General features: G+C 64.9%; 15 protein-coding genes. 12 read left to right on the forward strand and 3 right to left on the reverse strand.

Annotation, left to right across the window (positions count from 1 at the left end; all coding sequences use genetic code 11):
• Positions 1–162 precede the first annotated feature (162 nt).
• The 9 genes from J1M81_RS23775 to J1M81_RS23815 all read left to right on the forward strand — a co-directional run bounded on the left by J1M81_RS23775 (position 163) and on the right by J1M81_RS23815 (position 8,012).
• Positions 163–537, forward strand: a complete 375-nt coding sequence (locus tag J1M81_RS23775; RefSeq protein WP_032374801.1) for a DUF3054 domain-containing protein — start codon at positions 163–165, stop codon at positions 535–537.
• Between the two features lie 134 nt (positions 538–671).
• Complete coding sequence (nhaA, locus tag J1M81_RS23780) at positions 672–1,988, forward strand: Na+/H+ antiporter NhaA (RefSeq protein WP_032400529.1); 1,317 nt, start codon at positions 672–674, stop codon at positions 1,986–1,988.
• Between the two features lie 79 nt (positions 1,989–2,067).
• A complete protein-coding gene (locus J1M81_RS23785; protein ID WP_032374800.1) occupies positions 2,068–3,321 on the forward strand; it encodes an APC family permease in 1,254 nt (417 codons plus the stop codon).
• 31 nt (positions 3,322–3,352) lie between these two features.
• Positions 3,353–3,718 carry a helix-turn-helix transcriptional regulator gene (locus J1M81_RS23790; protein WP_032374799.1) on the forward strand — a complete coding sequence of 122 codons (366 nt, stop codon included), beginning with the start codon at positions 3,353–3,355 and terminating at the stop codon, positions 3,716–3,718.
• On the forward strand, positions 3,715–4,803 hold the full coding sequence (gene arsB / locus J1M81_RS23795; RefSeq protein ID WP_032374798.1) for an ACR3 family arsenite efflux transporter: 1,089 nt from the start codon (positions 3,715–3,717) through the stop codon (positions 4,801–4,803). The genes J1M81_RS23790 and arsB overlap by 4 nt, the downstream gene beginning before the upstream one ends.
• Positions 4,803–5,225 (forward strand): arsenate reductase ArsC, encoded by a 423-nt coding sequence (locus tag J1M81_RS23800; RefSeq protein ID WP_032374797.1) that lies wholly within the window; start codon positions 4,803–4,805, stop codon positions 5,223–5,225. The genes arsB and J1M81_RS23800 overlap by 1 nt, the downstream gene beginning before the upstream one ends.
• Positions 5,222–5,638 (forward strand): low molecular weight phosphatase family protein, encoded by a 417-nt coding sequence (locus J1M81_RS23805; protein ID WP_032374796.1) that lies wholly within the window; start codon positions 5,222–5,224, stop codon positions 5,636–5,638. Before J1M81_RS23800 ends, J1M81_RS23805 begins: the two co-directional genes overlap by 4 nt.
• Before the next feature lie 5 nt (positions 5,639–5,643).
• Positions 5,644–6,699, forward strand: coding sequence for an ArsO family NAD(P)H-dependent flavin-containing monooxygenase (locus J1M81_RS23810; RefSeq protein ID WP_032374795.1), 1,056 nt, complete (start codon positions 5,644–5,646; stop codon positions 6,697–6,699).
• Positions 6,696–8,012, forward strand: a complete 1,317-nt coding sequence (locus tag J1M81_RS23815) for an FAD-dependent oxidoreductase (RefSeq protein WP_206498977.1) — start codon at positions 6,696–6,698, stop codon at positions 8,010–8,012. The genes J1M81_RS23810 and J1M81_RS23815 overlap by 4 nt, the downstream gene beginning before the upstream one ends.
• Positions 8,013–8,087: 75 nt before the next feature.
• On the opposite strand, the gene J1M81_RS23820 is transcribed toward J1M81_RS23815, so the two are convergent.
• From J1M81_RS23820 to J1M81_RS23830, 3 genes are all read right to left on the reverse strand, one after another.
• Positions 8,088–8,834 carry a sulfite exporter TauE/SafE family protein gene (locus J1M81_RS23820; protein ID WP_027495346.1) on the reverse strand — a complete coding sequence of 249 codons (747 nt, stop codon included), beginning with the start codon at positions 8,832–8,834 and terminating at the stop codon, positions 8,088–8,090.
• A gap of 33 nt (positions 8,835–8,867) precedes the next feature.
• Positions 8,868–10,529 (reverse strand): NTF2-like N-terminal transpeptidase domain-containing protein, encoded by a 1,662-nt coding sequence (locus J1M81_RS23825; protein WP_027495345.1) that lies wholly within the window; start codon positions 10,527–10,529, stop codon positions 8,868–8,870.
• A gap of 107 nt (positions 10,530–10,636) precedes the next feature.
• Positions 10,637–12,466 carry a penicillin-binding transpeptidase domain-containing protein gene (locus J1M81_RS23830; RefSeq protein ID WP_206498978.1) on the reverse strand — a complete coding sequence of 610 codons (1,830 nt, stop codon included), beginning with the start codon at positions 12,464–12,466 and terminating at the stop codon, positions 10,637–10,639.
• Positions 12,467–12,557: 91 nt separating this feature from the next.
• Here J1M81_RS23830 and J1M81_RS23835 point away from each other — a divergent pair, with 91 nt between their 5' ends.
• The 3 genes from J1M81_RS23835 to J1M81_RS23845 all read left to right on the forward strand — a co-directional run bounded on the left by J1M81_RS23835 (position 12,558) and on the right by J1M81_RS23845 (position 15,706).
• Positions 12,558–13,103: a hypothetical protein gene (locus J1M81_RS23835; RefSeq protein ID WP_032367118.1), complete on the forward strand. Its 546-nt coding sequence runs from the start codon at positions 12,558–12,560 to the stop codon at positions 13,101–13,103.
• A gap of 133 nt (positions 13,104–13,236) precedes the next feature.
• Positions 13,237–14,856 carry an ABC-F family ATP-binding cassette domain-containing protein gene (locus J1M81_RS23840; protein WP_206498979.1) on the forward strand — a complete coding sequence of 540 codons (1,620 nt, stop codon included), beginning with the start codon at positions 13,237–13,239 and terminating at the stop codon, positions 14,854–14,856.
• 64 nt (positions 14,857–14,920) lie between these two features.
• The gene (locus J1M81_RS23845; RefSeq protein ID WP_032375057.1) at positions 14,921–15,706 is read left to right on the forward strand and encodes an alpha/beta fold hydrolase; all 786 of its coding nucleotides are present in this window, start codon (positions 14,921–14,923) and stop codon (positions 15,704–15,706) included.
• The last annotated feature ends 376 nt before the right edge of the window (positions 15,707–16,082 follow it).

The following is a 16,082-nucleotide window of genomic DNA, read 5'->3' on the forward strand; positions in this document are numbered from 1 at the left end:
GATTCACCCCTCCCCTTCCGGATCAATGCGCCTTTGTTGCAGTCCAACCGACTGAAACCCACATTGATCCGGACCTGGGGGGGCGGGATCCAGTGGCATCGAACGGCCCGCACCTGCACTCGTAGGCGCGGGCCGTTCGCGTCGGTGTCCTACAGTGGGCCCGTGAAGTTTCGTTCCCCGGCCGTCGCTGCCGTCCTCGATCTCGTCATGATCGTGCTGTTCGCCGCGATCGGCCGTCGCAGTCACGACGAAGCCACCGCGCTGTCCGGCCTCTTCCACACCGCGTGGCCGTTCGTCGTCGGTGCCGCTGTCGGCTGGATCGCGACGTTCGCTCTGTACCGCAACAAGTTCGACGCGTTCCTCGTTCTTCCGACGGGCATTCTGGTGTGGGTGACCACGGTCGTCGGAGGCATGATCCTGCGCACGGCGACAGGTCAGGGAACCGCTACCGCGTTCATCATCGTTGCGACGATTTCGACCGCGGTTCTGCTGCTCGGTTGGCGCGCGATCGCCAGATTCATTCCCTCGGTTCGGTGACAGGGACCTTTTCGCGATAGGATCATCCACGGTGCGCCGGGAAGTCTGGTCGGCAATTGTTCTGTGCTGCGCACATGTCCGTCGACTCGGCGGACGCGCTCAGCACGACGTTGCTACCGAAAGGCTTTGTTCCCGTGTCTGATTCACCGATTCCCAAAGAGAGATTGCCGCTGTTCTCTCGCGGTTCCTGGTCCGAGGCCGACCGCATCGCACAGGTCTTGCGCAAAGAGACCGTCGGCGGCGCATTGCTTCTCGTTGCCACCGTGGTCGCGCTCGTGTGGGCCAACTCACCGTGGTCCGCCGCCTACGACACATTGATGAGCACTCGCGTCGGGCCGTCGGCCCTGCATCTCGATCTGACTCTGTCGACGTGGGCCGCCGACGGGCTGTTGGCCATCTTCTTCTTCGTCGTCGGACTCGAACTCAAACGCGAGTTCGTTGCCGGTGATCTGCGCGATCCGGCACGCGCCGCATTGCCGGTGGCCGCGGCCGTCGGCGGAATGGTCGTTCCCGCAGTCATTTTCGTGCTGTTCAACCTCGGCACCGGGGATGGCGCTCTGCTCGGCTGGGCCATTCCCACCGCGACCGATATCGCGTTCGCCGTGGCCGTTCTCGCTGTGATCAGCACGCATCTGCCGACAGCGCTGCGAACCTTCCTGCTGACTCTGGCCGTGGTCGACGACCTTTTGGCCGTCAGCGTCATCGCGATCTTCTACACCGACGACATCAACTTCATTGCGCTCGGCCTGACGCTGATCCCGCTCGCGCTGTTCGCGGTCGCCGTGCAGATGCGCGTCCGCTCGTGGTGGGTGCTCATCCCGCTGGCCGTGGTGACGTGGGTGCTCATGCACGAGTCGGGTGTCCACGCCACCGTCGCAGGCGTTCTGCTCGGCTTCGCCGTCCCCGTCATCCGGAGCAAGGCCAACGGCGGCCCCGACGCCGGCCCCGGTCTCGCCGAGCATTTCGAGCACAAGATCCGACCCATCTCCGCGGGTATCGCGGTGCCGCTGTTCGCCTTCTGTGCAGCCGGTGTGACCGTCGGCGGCTTCTCCGGCCTGGCCAGCGCACTCACCGACCCGATTGCCATCGGCATCATTGCCGGCCTCGTCATCGGCAAGGCCATCGGCATCTTCGGCACCACCTACCTGGTCTCGCGCTTCACCCGGGCGACGTTGGACGCCGGCTTGAAATGGCTCGACGTCTTCGGCGTCGCGATGCTCGCCGGTATCGGTTTCACGGTGTCGCTGCTGATCGGCGATCTGGCATTCGGTGAAGGAACAGAGCGCGACGATCACGTGAAGGTCGGTGTGCTGACCGGTTCGATCGTTGCCGCAACCATCGCGTCGATCATTCTGCGTACCCGCAACAAGGCGTACCGCGACTTCTACATCGAAGAGACGCGGGACGACGACCACGACGGAATTCCGGACGTGTATCAGCAGAAGAAGTAGACCGCGGCCGACATCTAATCTGTTGCCACTGGTGTAGGGCCTCTACAGTTGTCGCCGTGATCGACATCCGGGTCCAGGCATGACCGACCCACAGCCGCTGGCCCGTCGACTGGGCCTTGTCGATGCAGTCGTCATCGGTGTCGGCTCGATGGTCGGGGCGGGAGTGTTCGCGTCGTTCGCTCCCGCGTCGGCCGCAGCGGGTGCCGGCTTGCTGATCGGCCTCGCCATCGCGGCAGTCGTCGCGTTCTGCAACGCGACGTCCTCCGCGCAACTCGCCGCCCAGTATCCGACGTCGGGCGGGACGTACATCTACGGTCGTGAACAACTCGGTGAGTGGCCCGGCTTCCTCGCCGGCTGGACCTTCGTCATCGGCAAGACCGCAAGCTCGGCGGCCATGGCGATGGTGTTCGCGGCCTACGTCGCCCCTTCCGGCTATACGAAAGTCGTTGCGATTCTTGCCATTGTCGCGTTGACGGTGGTGAACTACTTCGGCATCACTCGCACGGCGCTCCTGACGAAGATCCTCGTCGCCGCGGTGCTCGCCATCCTCGTCGTCGGGGTGGTTCTGGGCTTCGCCGGCTCGCCGGGCAACGGCATCGGCGCTTCGGGATCCCTCACCGGGGACGGCTGGTACGGAATTCTGCAGTCCGCGGGATTGCTGTTCTTCGCCTTCGCCGGCTACGCGCGTATCGCCACCCTCGGCGAGGAAGTGGTGCGGCCCGAGCGCACCATTCCACGGGCCATCGTCTCTGCACTCGGCATCGCGTTGCTGATCTATGCAGCGGTTGCCGTGACGTTGTTGACGGTATTGGGCCCGGACCTGCTGGCCTCGTCGTCGGCTCCGCTGGTCGATCTCGTTGTGACGTCCGGGTATTCGTGGGCATCACCCGTCATGCGCATCGGTGCCGGACTGGCCGCGCTCGGAGCGTTACTGGCCTTGATCGCCGGTATCGGACGCACGTCGTTGGCGATGGCCCGCCACCATGATCTGCCGTCGTATCTGACCGCGGTCCACCCTCGCTACTCGGTGCCGCACCGGGCCGAGATCACTCTGGCGGCGATCGTCGGTGCCGCAATTCTCGTCGTGGATCTTCGTGACGCCATCGGCTTCTCGTCCTTCGGAGTGCTGCTGTACTACCTCGTCGCCAACGTCAGCGCATACACCCAGGGCAGCGAACACCGACGCTATCCGCGCCCCCTGCAGGCGCTCGGAGCGCTCGGGTGCGTGGTTCTCATTGCCACGCTGCCCTTGTCGTCGATCGCGATCGGCACCGTTGTCGTACTGCTCGGCGTCCTCTACCGTCTGGTCCGGGTTCGGCGACTGTTCACTTGACGGCTGATTCGACAGGGGTCAATATAGACCAATGTCGAATCAAGACCGGACTTCCTCGGCCGGCGCATGCTGTTCGCCGCTCGTCCACGAACCGCTGACAGTGGACTGGGCCGGGGATCTGGCCCGCATGTTCAAGGCTCTGGGCGATCCTGTGCGCCTGCGGTTGCTCAGCCTCGTCGCCAGCCATGCCGGCGGCGAAGCGTGCGTGTGTGACATATCCCCTGCTTTCGACCTGTCGCAACCGACGATCTCCCACCACCTCAAGGTGCTCCGCGAAGCCGGGCTGCTCGACTGTGAGCGACGCGGAACCTGGGTGTACTACTGGGTCGTTCCAGCTGCCTTGCAACAACTATCGTCGGTACTCACCGCAGCGGACCCCACGGTGGTCACGGTATGAGCACCACCACGGACACCGCCGTCGTCGGCAAACTCTCCACGCTCGATCGGTTCCTCCCGGTGTGGATCGGTGTCGCCATGGTCGTCGGCCTGATCCTGGGACGCATGATCCCCGAGCTGAACGACGCGCTGTCCTCCATCTCCGTCGACGGGGTGTCGCTCCCGATCGCCGTCGGCCTGCTCGTCATGATGTATCCGGTACTGGCCAAGGTCCGTTACGACCGCCTCGACACCGTCACCGGAGACAGGCGGCTGCTGATCGGATCGCTCGTTCTCAACTGGATCCTCGGACCGGCGCTGATGTTCGCTCTCGCATGGCTTTTCCTGCCGGACCTGCCCGAGTACCGGACCGGCCTGATCATCGTCGGCCTCGCTCGATGCATCGCGATGGTCATCATCTGGAACGACCTCGCCTGCGGAGACCGTGAGGCCGCGGCCGTGCTCGTGGCGATCAACTCCGTGTTCCAGGTCTTCATGTTCGCCGTCCTCGGATGGTTCTACCTCTCGGTACTGCCCGGCTGGCTCGGCCTCGAGCAGACCACGATCGAAGCGTCGCCGTGGCAGATCGCGAAATCGGTGCTGATCTTCCTCGGAATCCCGCTGATAGCCGGATTTGCATCGCGCTTCTTCGGTGAACGCGCCAAGGGCCGCACATGGTACGAGGAGAAGTTCATCCCGAGGATCGCCCCGTGGGCTCTCTACGGGCTGTTGTTCACCATCGTCGTTCTCTTTGCGCTACAGGGTGATCGGATCACGTCACAGCCCTGGGACGTGGTGCGCATCGCGCTGCCCCTGCTGGTCTACTTCGCGGTGATGTGGGGCGGCGGTTACGCACTCGGGGCCGCCATGGGCCTGGGCTACGAACGCACTACCACCCTCGCATTCACCGCTGCGGGCAACAACTTCGAGCTCGCCATCGCCGTCGCCATCGCCACCTACGGCGCAACGTCCGGGCAGGCGCTCGCCGGAGTCGTCGGTCCGCTCATCGAGGTGCCGGTCCTGGTCGGCCTCGTCTATGTCTCCCTCGCCTTGCGGAAGCGGTTCTCCCCCAGCCTTTCCACGACCACGTCATCGAAGGATTCCTGATGTCCGAGACACCCAGCGTGCTGTTCGTCTGCGTCCACAACGCCGGCCGCTCTCAGATGGCCGCCGGATTTCTGACTCATCTTGCCGGCGATACCGTCGAGGTACGTTCTGCCGGTACCGCTCCCGCGGACACCATCAACTCGGCAGCGGTGGAGGCCATGGCCGAGGTCGGTATCGACATCTCGTCGCAGTCGCCGAAGATCCTGACCACCGAGGCCGTCGAGACGTCCGACGTCGTCATCACCATGGGCTGTGGCGACGCGTGCCCGGTGTTCCCTGGCGTGAGCTACCGCGACTGGGCACTGGCCGATCCGGCAGGAAAAGGCGTCGAGGCAGTGCGCCCGATTCGCGACGAGATCAAGCGTCGGATCGAAGACCTGATCGCCGAACTGGTTCCAGCGAAGCAGAGTTCGGCATCATGACGACACCCAGCGTGCTGTTCGTCTGCGTCAAGAACGGCGGCAAATCACAGATGGCGGCCGGCCTGATGCGCAAGACGGTCGGCAATTCGGTCGAAGTGCACTCTGCCGGAACCGAACCCGGTAGCGCAGTCAACGCACTGTCCGCCGAGGCACTCCTCGAAGTCGGCGTCGATCTGTCGGGTGAAGTACCGAAACCGATCGACCCCGCTCTGCTCGCCCGGATGGACTACGTCGTCACCCTCGGCGGTGAGGCCAAGGTAGACGTGGTCGACGGCCCCAGATTCGAGAACTGGGACACCGACGAACCGTCCGAACGCGGTATCGACGGCATCGAGCGGATGCGTCTGGTGCGTGACGACATCGCAGGCCGCGTCGGAGAACTGACATCCCGATTGCGCAGCGCGGAAACCTGATTCGAATGAACACCGAGGTGGTGGTGATCGGCGGCGGTCAGGCAGGACTGGCCGCCGGCTACTACCTGCGACGAGCCGGTCTGGACTTCGTCATCCTCGACAACCAGACGCACGCCGGCGGGTCCTGGCAGGACTACTGGCCGTCCCTGCATCTGTTCTCGCCGGCCGAGTACTCGCGACTACCCGGTTGGCCGATGCCGGCGTGGCACAGTGGTTTTCCGCCGGCATCGCATGTGGTGGACTACCTGCGGGCGTACGAGAAGAAGTACGACTTGCCGGTGCAGAGGCCCGTCGACGTGAAGTCCGTGCATCGTACGACCGAGGGCTATCGAGTCGACACCGACGGCGAGTCGTACGGTGCCGCAGCAGTCGTCAGTGCGACGGGAACGTGGTCTCGGCCGTTCTGGCCGAGCTACCCGGGCATGCGTGAGTTCGGTGGGACCCAGCTGCATGCCGCTGACTACCGAACGCCGGATCAGTTCGTGGGCAAGCGAGTGGGCATCGTCGGCGGCGGAAACTCGGCGGCGCAGATACTCGCCGAGATATCCACGGTCGCGCAGACCCTGTGGTTCACCAACCGCGAGCCGAGGTTTCTGCCCGATGACGTCGACGGTCGGGTGCTGTTCGATGTCGCCAGCGATCGGTCCCGCACTCTGGCGGCAGGCGGGCCCGATACCGGAGGGGTCGCCGGTCTGGGCGACATCGTCATGGTCCCGCCGGTGCGGGAGGCCAGGGATCGCGGAGTGCTGCACGCCCGGCCGATGTTCACCGCGATCACCACCGACGGCGTCACCGACGGACATACGACGGAGAAGCTGGATGTAATCCTCTGGTGCACCGGATTCCGACCCGCACTGCGGCATCTGCAGCCGCTGCACCTGCACACCGAAGGATCGGGAATAGTGTTAAACGGCAATCACGTTCGCGGTGAACCGACGCTGGTGTTCCTGGGTTACGGCGACTGGACCGGCCCGGCCTCGGCGACGCTCATCGGCGTCGGCCGGACCGCACGCGCAGCAGTGGACACTCTCGTTCGACGAGGAAAGGTAGATCAGTCATGAACGAATACCCCGTAGTGGTGGTCGGCGCAGGCCCCATCGGTCTCGCTGCCGCGGCGCACCTGACCGAAACCGGTTCTGCCGTCATCCTTCTCGAACGTGGACCGTCGGCCGGATCGGCGGTGTCCGAATGGAATCACGTGCGGCTGTTCTCTCCGTGGTCCGAGGTCGTCGACCCGGCTGCCGCCCGACTGCTCGAACCCACCGGTTGGACTCCACCGGACGGCGACACCTACGCCACCGGACGCGAATGGGTGGAGCACTATCTCGCGCCCCTCGCTGCTGTGCTCGGCGATACCGTCCGAGTCGACTGCGAAGTGGTCGGCGTCGCCCGCCGTGGACGCGACCGCGTCGTCGACGCCGGACGCGACACCGAACCACTGTCGGTGCATGTTCGCCACTCCGACGGCAGCGAGGAACGCATCCTCGCTCGCGCCGTGGTCGACGCGTCGGGCACCTGGGGATCGCCGAATCCGTTGGGAAGCGAGGGACTTCCGGCCATCGGCGAGAAGGCCGCCGCCGACCGCATCGACTACCGAGTCCTCGATTTGACCGATCCGGCGATTCGCTCCCAGTTCGCGGGCAAGCACACCGTCATCGCCGGTAGCGGCCACTCCGCGCTGACCGCCATCATCACCTTCGCAGAGCTCGCCGCCGACGAGCCCGGCACGACGCTCACCTGGGCCGTGCGCCGAGGCGTCACCGCGGAGGTCTTCGGCGGCGGCGCGGCCGACGAACTCGCGGCGCGCGGCGCACTCGGCCAACGCGCGAAGAAGGCCGTCGACGACGGTTACCTCACCGTGGTCTCCGGATTTCGCACCGAAGCCGTTGCGGTGCAGGGTGATCGGCTCACCCTCGTGGGCGACGGCGGCACCCGTATCGAGAACGTCGACCGCGTCGTCGCACTGACCGGGTTCCGTCCGGATCTTTCGTGGTTGTCCGAAGTGCGCCTCGATCTCGATCCCACTCTGCAGGCACCGAAGTTCGTCGCCGAACTGGTGGATCCGAACATCCACTCCTGCGGCTCGGTGTCACCACACGGAGTCGAGGAGCTCACTCAGCCCGAGCCCGGCCTGTACCTGGTCGGCATGAAGAGCTACGGACGTGCGCCGACGTTTCTGGCGATGACCGGATACGAGCAGGTGCGCAGCATCGCCGCCGAACTGGCAGGCGATCACGAGGGCGCGCGAAAGGTGGAGCTGACGTTGCCCGACACGGGCGTCTGCGGTGGGGCCGGCCTGTTCGACGAGCCCGACGCCCCCACGACCGGTGGATGCTGCGGTGTCTCCCCAGAAGCTGAGGCACAACTGATCTGAGTGTCCACTATTTCGTTCCAGAAGCGGGATCGCGCCTCCCGGCTGAAATGGTGGACAGTCAGATCACCGACGACGTCAGCCGAATGCCTGGTACCCCAACCAGCCGGCGAGGCCGAGTCCCAGAATGCCGACGCCGACGCGGAGCACGATCGGTGAGATCACCTTGACGGTCGGTGGCCCGCAGGCACCGCCGACGAAGCAGCCGATTGCGAGAGCCAGAGCGGCCCACCAGTTCACGTGGCCGGAGAACGAGAAGATGATCGCCGCAATGAGATTGGCGATGCCGAGGAAGAAGCTCTTCAAAATGCTTGCGCGCCAGAACGTATCGGACGTACAGATCAGCGCCAGAGCCAGGAAGATGACCCCGGCTCCGGCTCCGAAGTAGCCTCCGTAGATGGCGACGGCGAACAGCGCCAGCGGGTACAGCGTCGGAAATTGCCTGCCGCCGGACAGCGTTCGGATTTTGGGCTGCAGCAGCAGTGCAATCGCAGCCATCGCGACCAGGAACGGCACGATGACCTCGAACGATCCCTCCGGAGTGACGAGCAACAGGATGGCTCCGGTGGTCCCGCCGAGCGCCGAGTAGACGGCGTAGCGAATCAGCTGTTTGCCGTCCTTGGCGAGTTCGGCCGACGAGCTCGTAGTGGCACCCACTCCGGCAGCAACCAGCGCGACGGTGTTGGTGACGTTCGCCGAGACCGCGGGAAGCCCTACCGCCAACAGCGCCGGATAGGACACGAGGGATGCGAGCCCGGTGACGAACCCGATGAGGCCGGCGAAGAACCCGGCCACCACCAGTAGTCCGAAATCGAGCACAGTCACCGAACAAAACTACCGTGCCTAACGATCGAGCCCCTATTCGACGGGGTTCGCCATCTCCTGCAGCAAGCGGCTCGTCATCCGCACTGCTTGATCCCCTCCGTCGGCGTCCTCGATGTAGACGGCGAAGGCAACATCGCCGCTGGTCGCGAGCACGAAGCGGTCATCGCCGCTCTCCCCGGCAAATCCCTGCACGCCGTCGAACGTATCGAGACCACTGCTGTTCGACGATGCGGCCACGATCTCACGCAAGCGGGCTGCAGCGTCAGGGCCCATGGGCTCGGCTGCGCGGTCTGCCACTGCAGTCTGCCCGGCAACGATGGCCGGCGTGGGCGCGCTGCCGCGGGAGATCGCTGCTGCCATCTGGGCCAGTCCGAACGGTGTCACCGTCGCCTCGGCTCCGGATGCGGTGGAGACGTTCCGAATACCGTCGATCGCGCTCCGGCTGTCGGCGGGGGTGCCGGTGTAGGCGTCGAGACCGGGCATTGCATAGTGAATTCCCAGACCCAATCGTGCTGCCGCGTCTTCGGCACTGTCGTCGCCGCGATCGGCCTGTACGGCTTTGATCAACTCCGACGCGGTGCCGGCCGGATAGGAGCCGGCGAACACCACGTCGCCCTGCTCGTTGGCGTAACTGTTCTGTGCCGCACCGAGAATCGCACCGGTCGACGTGGACACCGCCACGATCGACGCGGATGTACCCGCCATCACCACAGCGTTCTCGGCCGCGAGTTGGACGCGCGGATCGAGTGTTGCGTGCAAGTCCGGTCCGCCCGGTCCCTGGAATCCCACGCGTCGTTCACCGGTTCCGTCGACGGTGTAGGTGTCGACGGCCCAGCCTGCGGTGGCGTCGCGGCCGGATTGCCACGCGGCGCGCAGGGAGTCGAGCACCGGGGAGGTGATTCGACGGTCGTCGACGATGAGCTTCGGCTGCGGGGCGACCACCACTCCCGGCACCGCTCGCAGATCGTCTTCGAGAACGGCGAAGTCGTCGTCGCGCAGTGTCACTGCGGTGATCGGAGCTCCGTGGGCCGAATCGAGTTCCTTCAGTAGCGATTCGGAGGTGATCAGCGGCGCGACGACGTCGATGACATCGGCGAGTTGCTGAGTCGACGCCGCCGGATCACTCATCTGGGCGGGGTCGAGAGAAATGGCGTTGATGGTCCGCTCACTCATCAGCACGTTGTTCGCGGAATCGAAGATCAACGGCGGAGCGGCGTCGGTGCGGGTGTAGCGAACCGACCCGCCCGAGGTCAGATCCGGAACGAGCGTGGCCGGATCCCACGCGATACGCCAGCCGACACTGAGCTTCTTGGTTGCGCCTTGGGCGCTGTACTTCCAGTCCTTGCCTTCGCCGAAGTTCCAGGCGGACGCGAGCGTGAAGAATCCGCTCTCGTCGGAGAGATCCATGTACTGCGTCAGGTCGAAGTCACCCGTCGATCTGCCGTCGGCCGACAAACCGTCGAACATCTGATTCAGAGCTGCCGTCGCGGCGTTCGGGTACGTCGTCAGTGCGGCCGCCGCCGCGACATCGCGGTTGTCCAGCGCGTCGACGAATTTGGAGACCAGTACCTCGGCCTCGCTCGGTGGGCGGTCGACCATCCAGAACACGGCCGAGACCGACAGCGTCGCCGATGCTGCAACTGCGACGAGGTAGCGACCGCGGACCTTGCGCGGGCCACGACGGACACGACTCATAGAACTCATGAGTCACAATATTCACTGTAGTCACACGAGTAACAAGCACGGGATTCATACGAGCCGGTCACGATTGAGATACGGAGTGGTCCGTTTACCTCGGGCTGTTACCTCAGAAAGCGTCCTGCAGCCTCGATGGCGGGTGCCGAACTTCCCGCGTTGTTCACGAAGACCGCGAACGCGAGATCACCGGAGATCCCGACGAACCAGCCGTGCGCTCCTTCGTTGTTCGGCCCGAATTCGGCGGTTCCGGTCTTGCCGAGCAGCCCCGGAATGTCGTTCAGTGCCGTGGCCGTACCACCGGTGATGGTCTCGCGCATCATGGCCTTGATCTGCTCGGTGACCTGTGGGTTCACCGCTGCCGGCTGCATGTTTCCCACGCCGGGCTTACCCGAGACGACCGTCGGCGGGAGCAATCCGTTGTTCGCGATCGACGACGCGACCAGCGCCATGCCGAACGGTGACGCAGTCACCTGCCCTTGGCCGATGGCGGATTCGACGCGCCGCGCCGGGGTGTCGGCCGACGGCACCGAACCGGTGACGGTCGTCAGGCCCGGGGTCACGTAGTCGACGCCGAGGCCGTACTGCGCGGCCGCGTCGGTCAGACCGTTCGGCGGCAGGGCGACGCCGAGTCTGCCCATCGTCGTGTTGCACGATTTCGCGAAGGCAGTGTGCAACGGAACGTCGCCGAGCGCGAAGTTGTCGTCGTTGGGAATCTGACGTCCCTCGATGTTTTCCGTCGCCGGGCACGGCAACACCGTGTCGGGGGTGACGGCACCGGATTGCAGAGCAGCCGAGGTGGTGACCGTCTTGAAGGTCGACCCGGGCGGGTAGAGACCGGTCAGAGCAATCGGGCCCTCCGCATCCGCTGCGGCGTTCTGTGCGACGGCGAGAACCTCTCCGGTGGACGGCCGAAGCGCGACGATCGCAGCCTGCTGCGGCACCGACGCCAGGGCGTTCTCGGCCTTGATCTGCAACGCCGAGTCGACGGTGGTCGCGATGTCGTCACCGGTGGAGGCATCGCGACCGGCAAGCTGGGTGACGGTGTTGTCGGCAGCGACCGATTGGATCGCCCAGCCTCGATTGGCCGCCTGCTCCTGTTCCCACAGCGTCGTCAGGTCGCTGAGAACCGGCGAGACAAGATTGCGATCGGTGGCCAGCAGGCGAGTCTGCGGCGCCAGGGTGACTCCCGGAACGGCCGCGAGCTGCGCTCCGATGGGATCGATATCCGCCTGACGGAGCGAGACTATGGTCGCCGAATTACTCTGTGCAGCAGCAACAGAAGACGCAACAGACTGGGCGGTGATCCCGGGAACGACGGATCCGACGAGAGCGGCGACGGCCACAGGATCGGCCGTCGCATCGACGTTGACGAGGGTGACGACCTGCTGCGACATGAGCTCGCCGCCGTTGGCATCGAAAACCTTGGGCGCGACGAGCGCGTCGGTCGGGGTGAATCGGACCGAGGAATCGGCCGTCAGTCCGGGGACCAGGATGGCCGGGTCCCAGGTGATCTTCCACCCTTGCGGAGTCTCTGCCGCAGTCGCAGACGTCGTGTAGTTCCACTCCTTCGGCTGGCCGTCCGGTTCCGCCGTGCCGTCGGTGGTGGTCGAGAAGCGCCAATCGGCGTTCAGCGTGAACGTGCCCGCATCCTCGTTCGCGTCGACAGCCTCGAAATCGGCAGTGGCCGTCACCGTTCCGCCGCCGGACAGCCCGTCGTACAGCTGGGTTAGAGCGGCGCTCGCGCCCGCGGGATCGGTCGTCAGCGCGGCTGCCTGATCGATGTTCGAGCTGCTGACGGCGGCCGCGAACTGCTCGGCGACCGTCTGCGGCTGATCGGGCCCACTGTTTCCGCAGGCAGCGACCACCAGCGCCAGTACGGACACGATTGCGGCCAGAGTCGTCGGTCTTCTCGTTGTGCGCACGGAGTCGATCATGCCCCAGGCCTCCGACGAATCGGCGGTGGCGCGAACCGAGGATGAGGTGTAATCATGTAATCAGTATTACGAAACCTACAGAGGAGTCATCATGAAACCCAATGGACGCTCGTTCGGTCGCCCCGGCGGCTGGCAGCACGCAGATGTTCCCGACGCCACCGATGCCGGCGACTGGTTCGGCGGCAGATTGCCCGACAGCTGGTTCGAGGGCACCGCGTCGGTCGAGGTGGATCGCGAAGAGATCGTGGTGGTCGGGACGTTGCCCACCGAGGAGGGCAGTTCACCTGCCGCCACCGAAGGCCGCATCGCCCGATTCCGAGAAGGCACCCGGGCCGAGCGCATGCAGATTGCCGACGAGGCCGAGAAGCGCTACGGCCGCAAGGTCGCCTGGGGCGTTCGGACCGATTCCGAGGTAGTCCTGTTCACCCACCTGGCCGTCCCGGTCATGACCCGCCTGCGTCAGCCCGAGCGACGCGTCCTCGACACCCTCGTCGATGCCGGAGTCGCGCGGTCTCGTGCAGACGCTCTGTCGTGGGCCGTGAAGTTGGTCGGCGAGCACACGCAGGACTGGTTGGACGAACTGCGCGGAGCCATGTCGACTGTGGACGAACTACGCAAGAAGGGGCCCTCGGTCTAAATCGCTTGCGGATTGCCCACGTTCGGCATTAGCGTGGAGATCGCCTTGTTGCCCACAGATTCGGAGAGGCCATTGCTCTTCCAAAGGTTCTAGACGCCTGCAGTTCGACCGCACGCACACCTTTGGAGCATCCATGCCTCATTCATCTTCCCTCTCTGTCTCCGATCTGACGTTCTCCTGGCCCGACGGCGACCCCGTGTTCGACGCGTTGTCGGCCATCTTCCCCAGCGGCACAACAGGTCTCGTCGGATCGAACGGTGCCGGAAAGTCGACCCTCCTGAGATTGCTCGCCGGAGAACTGACACCGCAGCGCGGTTCGATCTCGATGCCCGGCGTCCTGGGTTATCTCCGTCAGGACATCGCACTCGACCCCGAGCTCCCGGTGGATCGCGTGCTGGCCATCGATTCGGTCCGAAAGGCATTGCATCGCATCGAATCCGGTACATCTTCCGAGGACGATTTCGCCATCGTCGGATCGGCCTGGGACGTCGAGGAGCGCGCGCTGGCGTTGCTGAACAAGCTCGGCCTGGGCGGCATCGTCGGCTCCCTCGACGACCTGGATCGACCGGTCGGCACGCTGTCCGGTGGCGAAGCGATGCTGCTGGCTCTCACCGCGCAGTTGCTCGCCGAACCAGACGTACTGCTGTTGGACGAGCCGACCAACAACCTGGATCTCGTTGCACGAGAACGACTGTATGCGGCCGTGGATGGATACTCGGGGGTGCTCGTCGTCTGCAGCCACGATCTCGAATTGCTCGAGCGTGTCGATACCGTCGCCGAGGTCCGCGCCGAACGCAGCGGCACCTCCCGAGTACGCATGTTCGGTGGAAACTACACGCACTACCGATCGGTGATCGACGCCGAGCAGGAAGCCGCGCGGGCGAGCGTCCGAGACGCCAAGAACGACGTGCGCAAGCAGGAACGCGAATTGGTCGACACACAAATCAAACTCGATCGCAGGTTGCGCTACGGCAAGAAGATGTCGGAGCAGAAGCGCGTACCTCCGATCCTTGCGGGCAGACGCAAGCGGGCCGCACAGGAATCGGCCGGCAAACTACGCGGTACCCACAGCGATCGCGTCGACGATGCCCGAACGTCACTGTCTGCCGCCGAGGATCTCCTGCGCGACGACCGCGAGATACGCGTCGACCTACCTGCAACGAAAGTTCATCCGGGACAGATAGTTCTGACTCATGACGACGTTCACATCGTCGGTCCCGAACGCATCGCGCTCGTCGGGCCGAACGGAAGCGGCAAAACCACCCTGCTGCGCAGTCTCGACGCCGCCGACGCCGAAGTGCCGTGGAAATACCTCCCGCAACGCCTCGACATCTTCGACGAATCACGCACCGTTGCCGAGAACATCGCCGACGTGGCACCGCACGCCACCGCCGAGCAGATCCGTGGCCAACTGGCCCGATTCCTCTTCCGCGGATCCGACGCCGATGCCGTCGTCGCCACCCTCTCCGGAGGCGAACGACTGCGAGCCGCACTGGCACGAATCCTGTTGGCCGAGCCTGCACCGAAACTACTGATGCTCGACGAGCCCACCAACAACCTCGACATCACCAGCCGCCAACACCTCATCGACGCACTGAACACATTCGAGGGTGCACTGATCATCGCCAGCCACGATCGCCCGTTCCTCGACGCGATCGCCCCTACCCGCACCATCGACCTGACGCCGATCGCCCAGCCCACCGAGTCGGCCGAGTCGGCCGAGGAAACACCCACCCGGGAGGAGTCAATGTGACGTTCGGTGGCCTTTTCGGGGGTCAATGTCACGTTGAGTGGACTTCCAGGGTCAGAATCGGAAGGTGGAATACGCCTCGAATGCAGATGATGGGACGCAGATCGCGTACACGGTGGTGGGGTCCGGGCCGCCGTTGTTGATGGTGCACGGCAGTTTCCTGACGCACACGATTTGGCGGACGTTCGGATATGTGAAGGCGTTGCGCGGGACTCGGCAGCTCATACTGGTCGACAGTCGCGGTCATGGCCGCAGCGAGAAGCCCCATACTCCCGACGCCTATGCCATGGCCAATATCGTCGGAGATCTGACGTCGGTTCTCGACGCGGTCGGCGCTCCGACCGTCGACTATCTCGGCTATTCGTTCGGTGCGCGGGCCGGTCTCGCGTTGACGGCGGCGAGGCCCGAACGCGTGCGTTCACTCGCGGTGGGCGGCGGTAGTCACGGCGCTCAGGCGGGAGCGTTCGACAGGCTGTTCTTCCCGGGCTGCGCGGACGTGTTGGAGCGCAGCGGCATGAACGGGTTCCTCGAGGCATGGAACGAGCACCGCATGTTCCCCATCGACCCAGGAACACGAGCGGTATTCTCCGCCAACGATGCTCAGGCCATGGCCGCGTACATCCGAGCATGCGACGCCGATCCCGGTCTACCCGACGACGTCCTGCAGCACTTCACCCCACCGTCGCTGTTTTACGTCGGCAGCGAGGATCGAACCCGGCTCGACGACAGCCGTGCCGCTGCCGCCCTGGTGCCCGACTCCGAACTGCACATCGTTCGCGGATTCGACCATGCGACGACGATGGCCGCATCGGACGAGGTGCTCGAATTCCTCGAGCGGTTCTGGAGCAACTGATCTGAACGCCCACAATTCGCGTCGAGAATCGGGATCCCGTCGCGAGCAGCCAATAGTGGGCGCTCACGTCACCTACGACTACCGACCCTGCCAGCCCCACCCACAACTGATCTGAGCGCCCACAATTCGCCTCCAGAATCGGGATCCCGCCGCGAACAACCAATAATGGGCGCTCACATCACCTACGACAACCGACCCTGCCGGCCCCACCCACAACTGATCTGAGTGTCCACAATTCGCCTCGAGAATCGGGATCCGGGCTGTTGCGAATTGGGCCTTGTTGATTTTGCTGCGTGTTGTGCTGTAGCGGGTGGTGGTGGGCTGGGAGAATGTGGTGGTGGCCAAAGGGTATCGCCCGGTGGATCGGGATCAGCAG

Source organism: Rhodococcus sp. KRD175 (assembly GCF_017168275.1).
Classification (GTDB): Bacteria; Actinomycetota; Actinomycetes; order Mycobacteriales; family Mycobacteriaceae; genus Rhodococcoides; species Rhodococcoides fascians.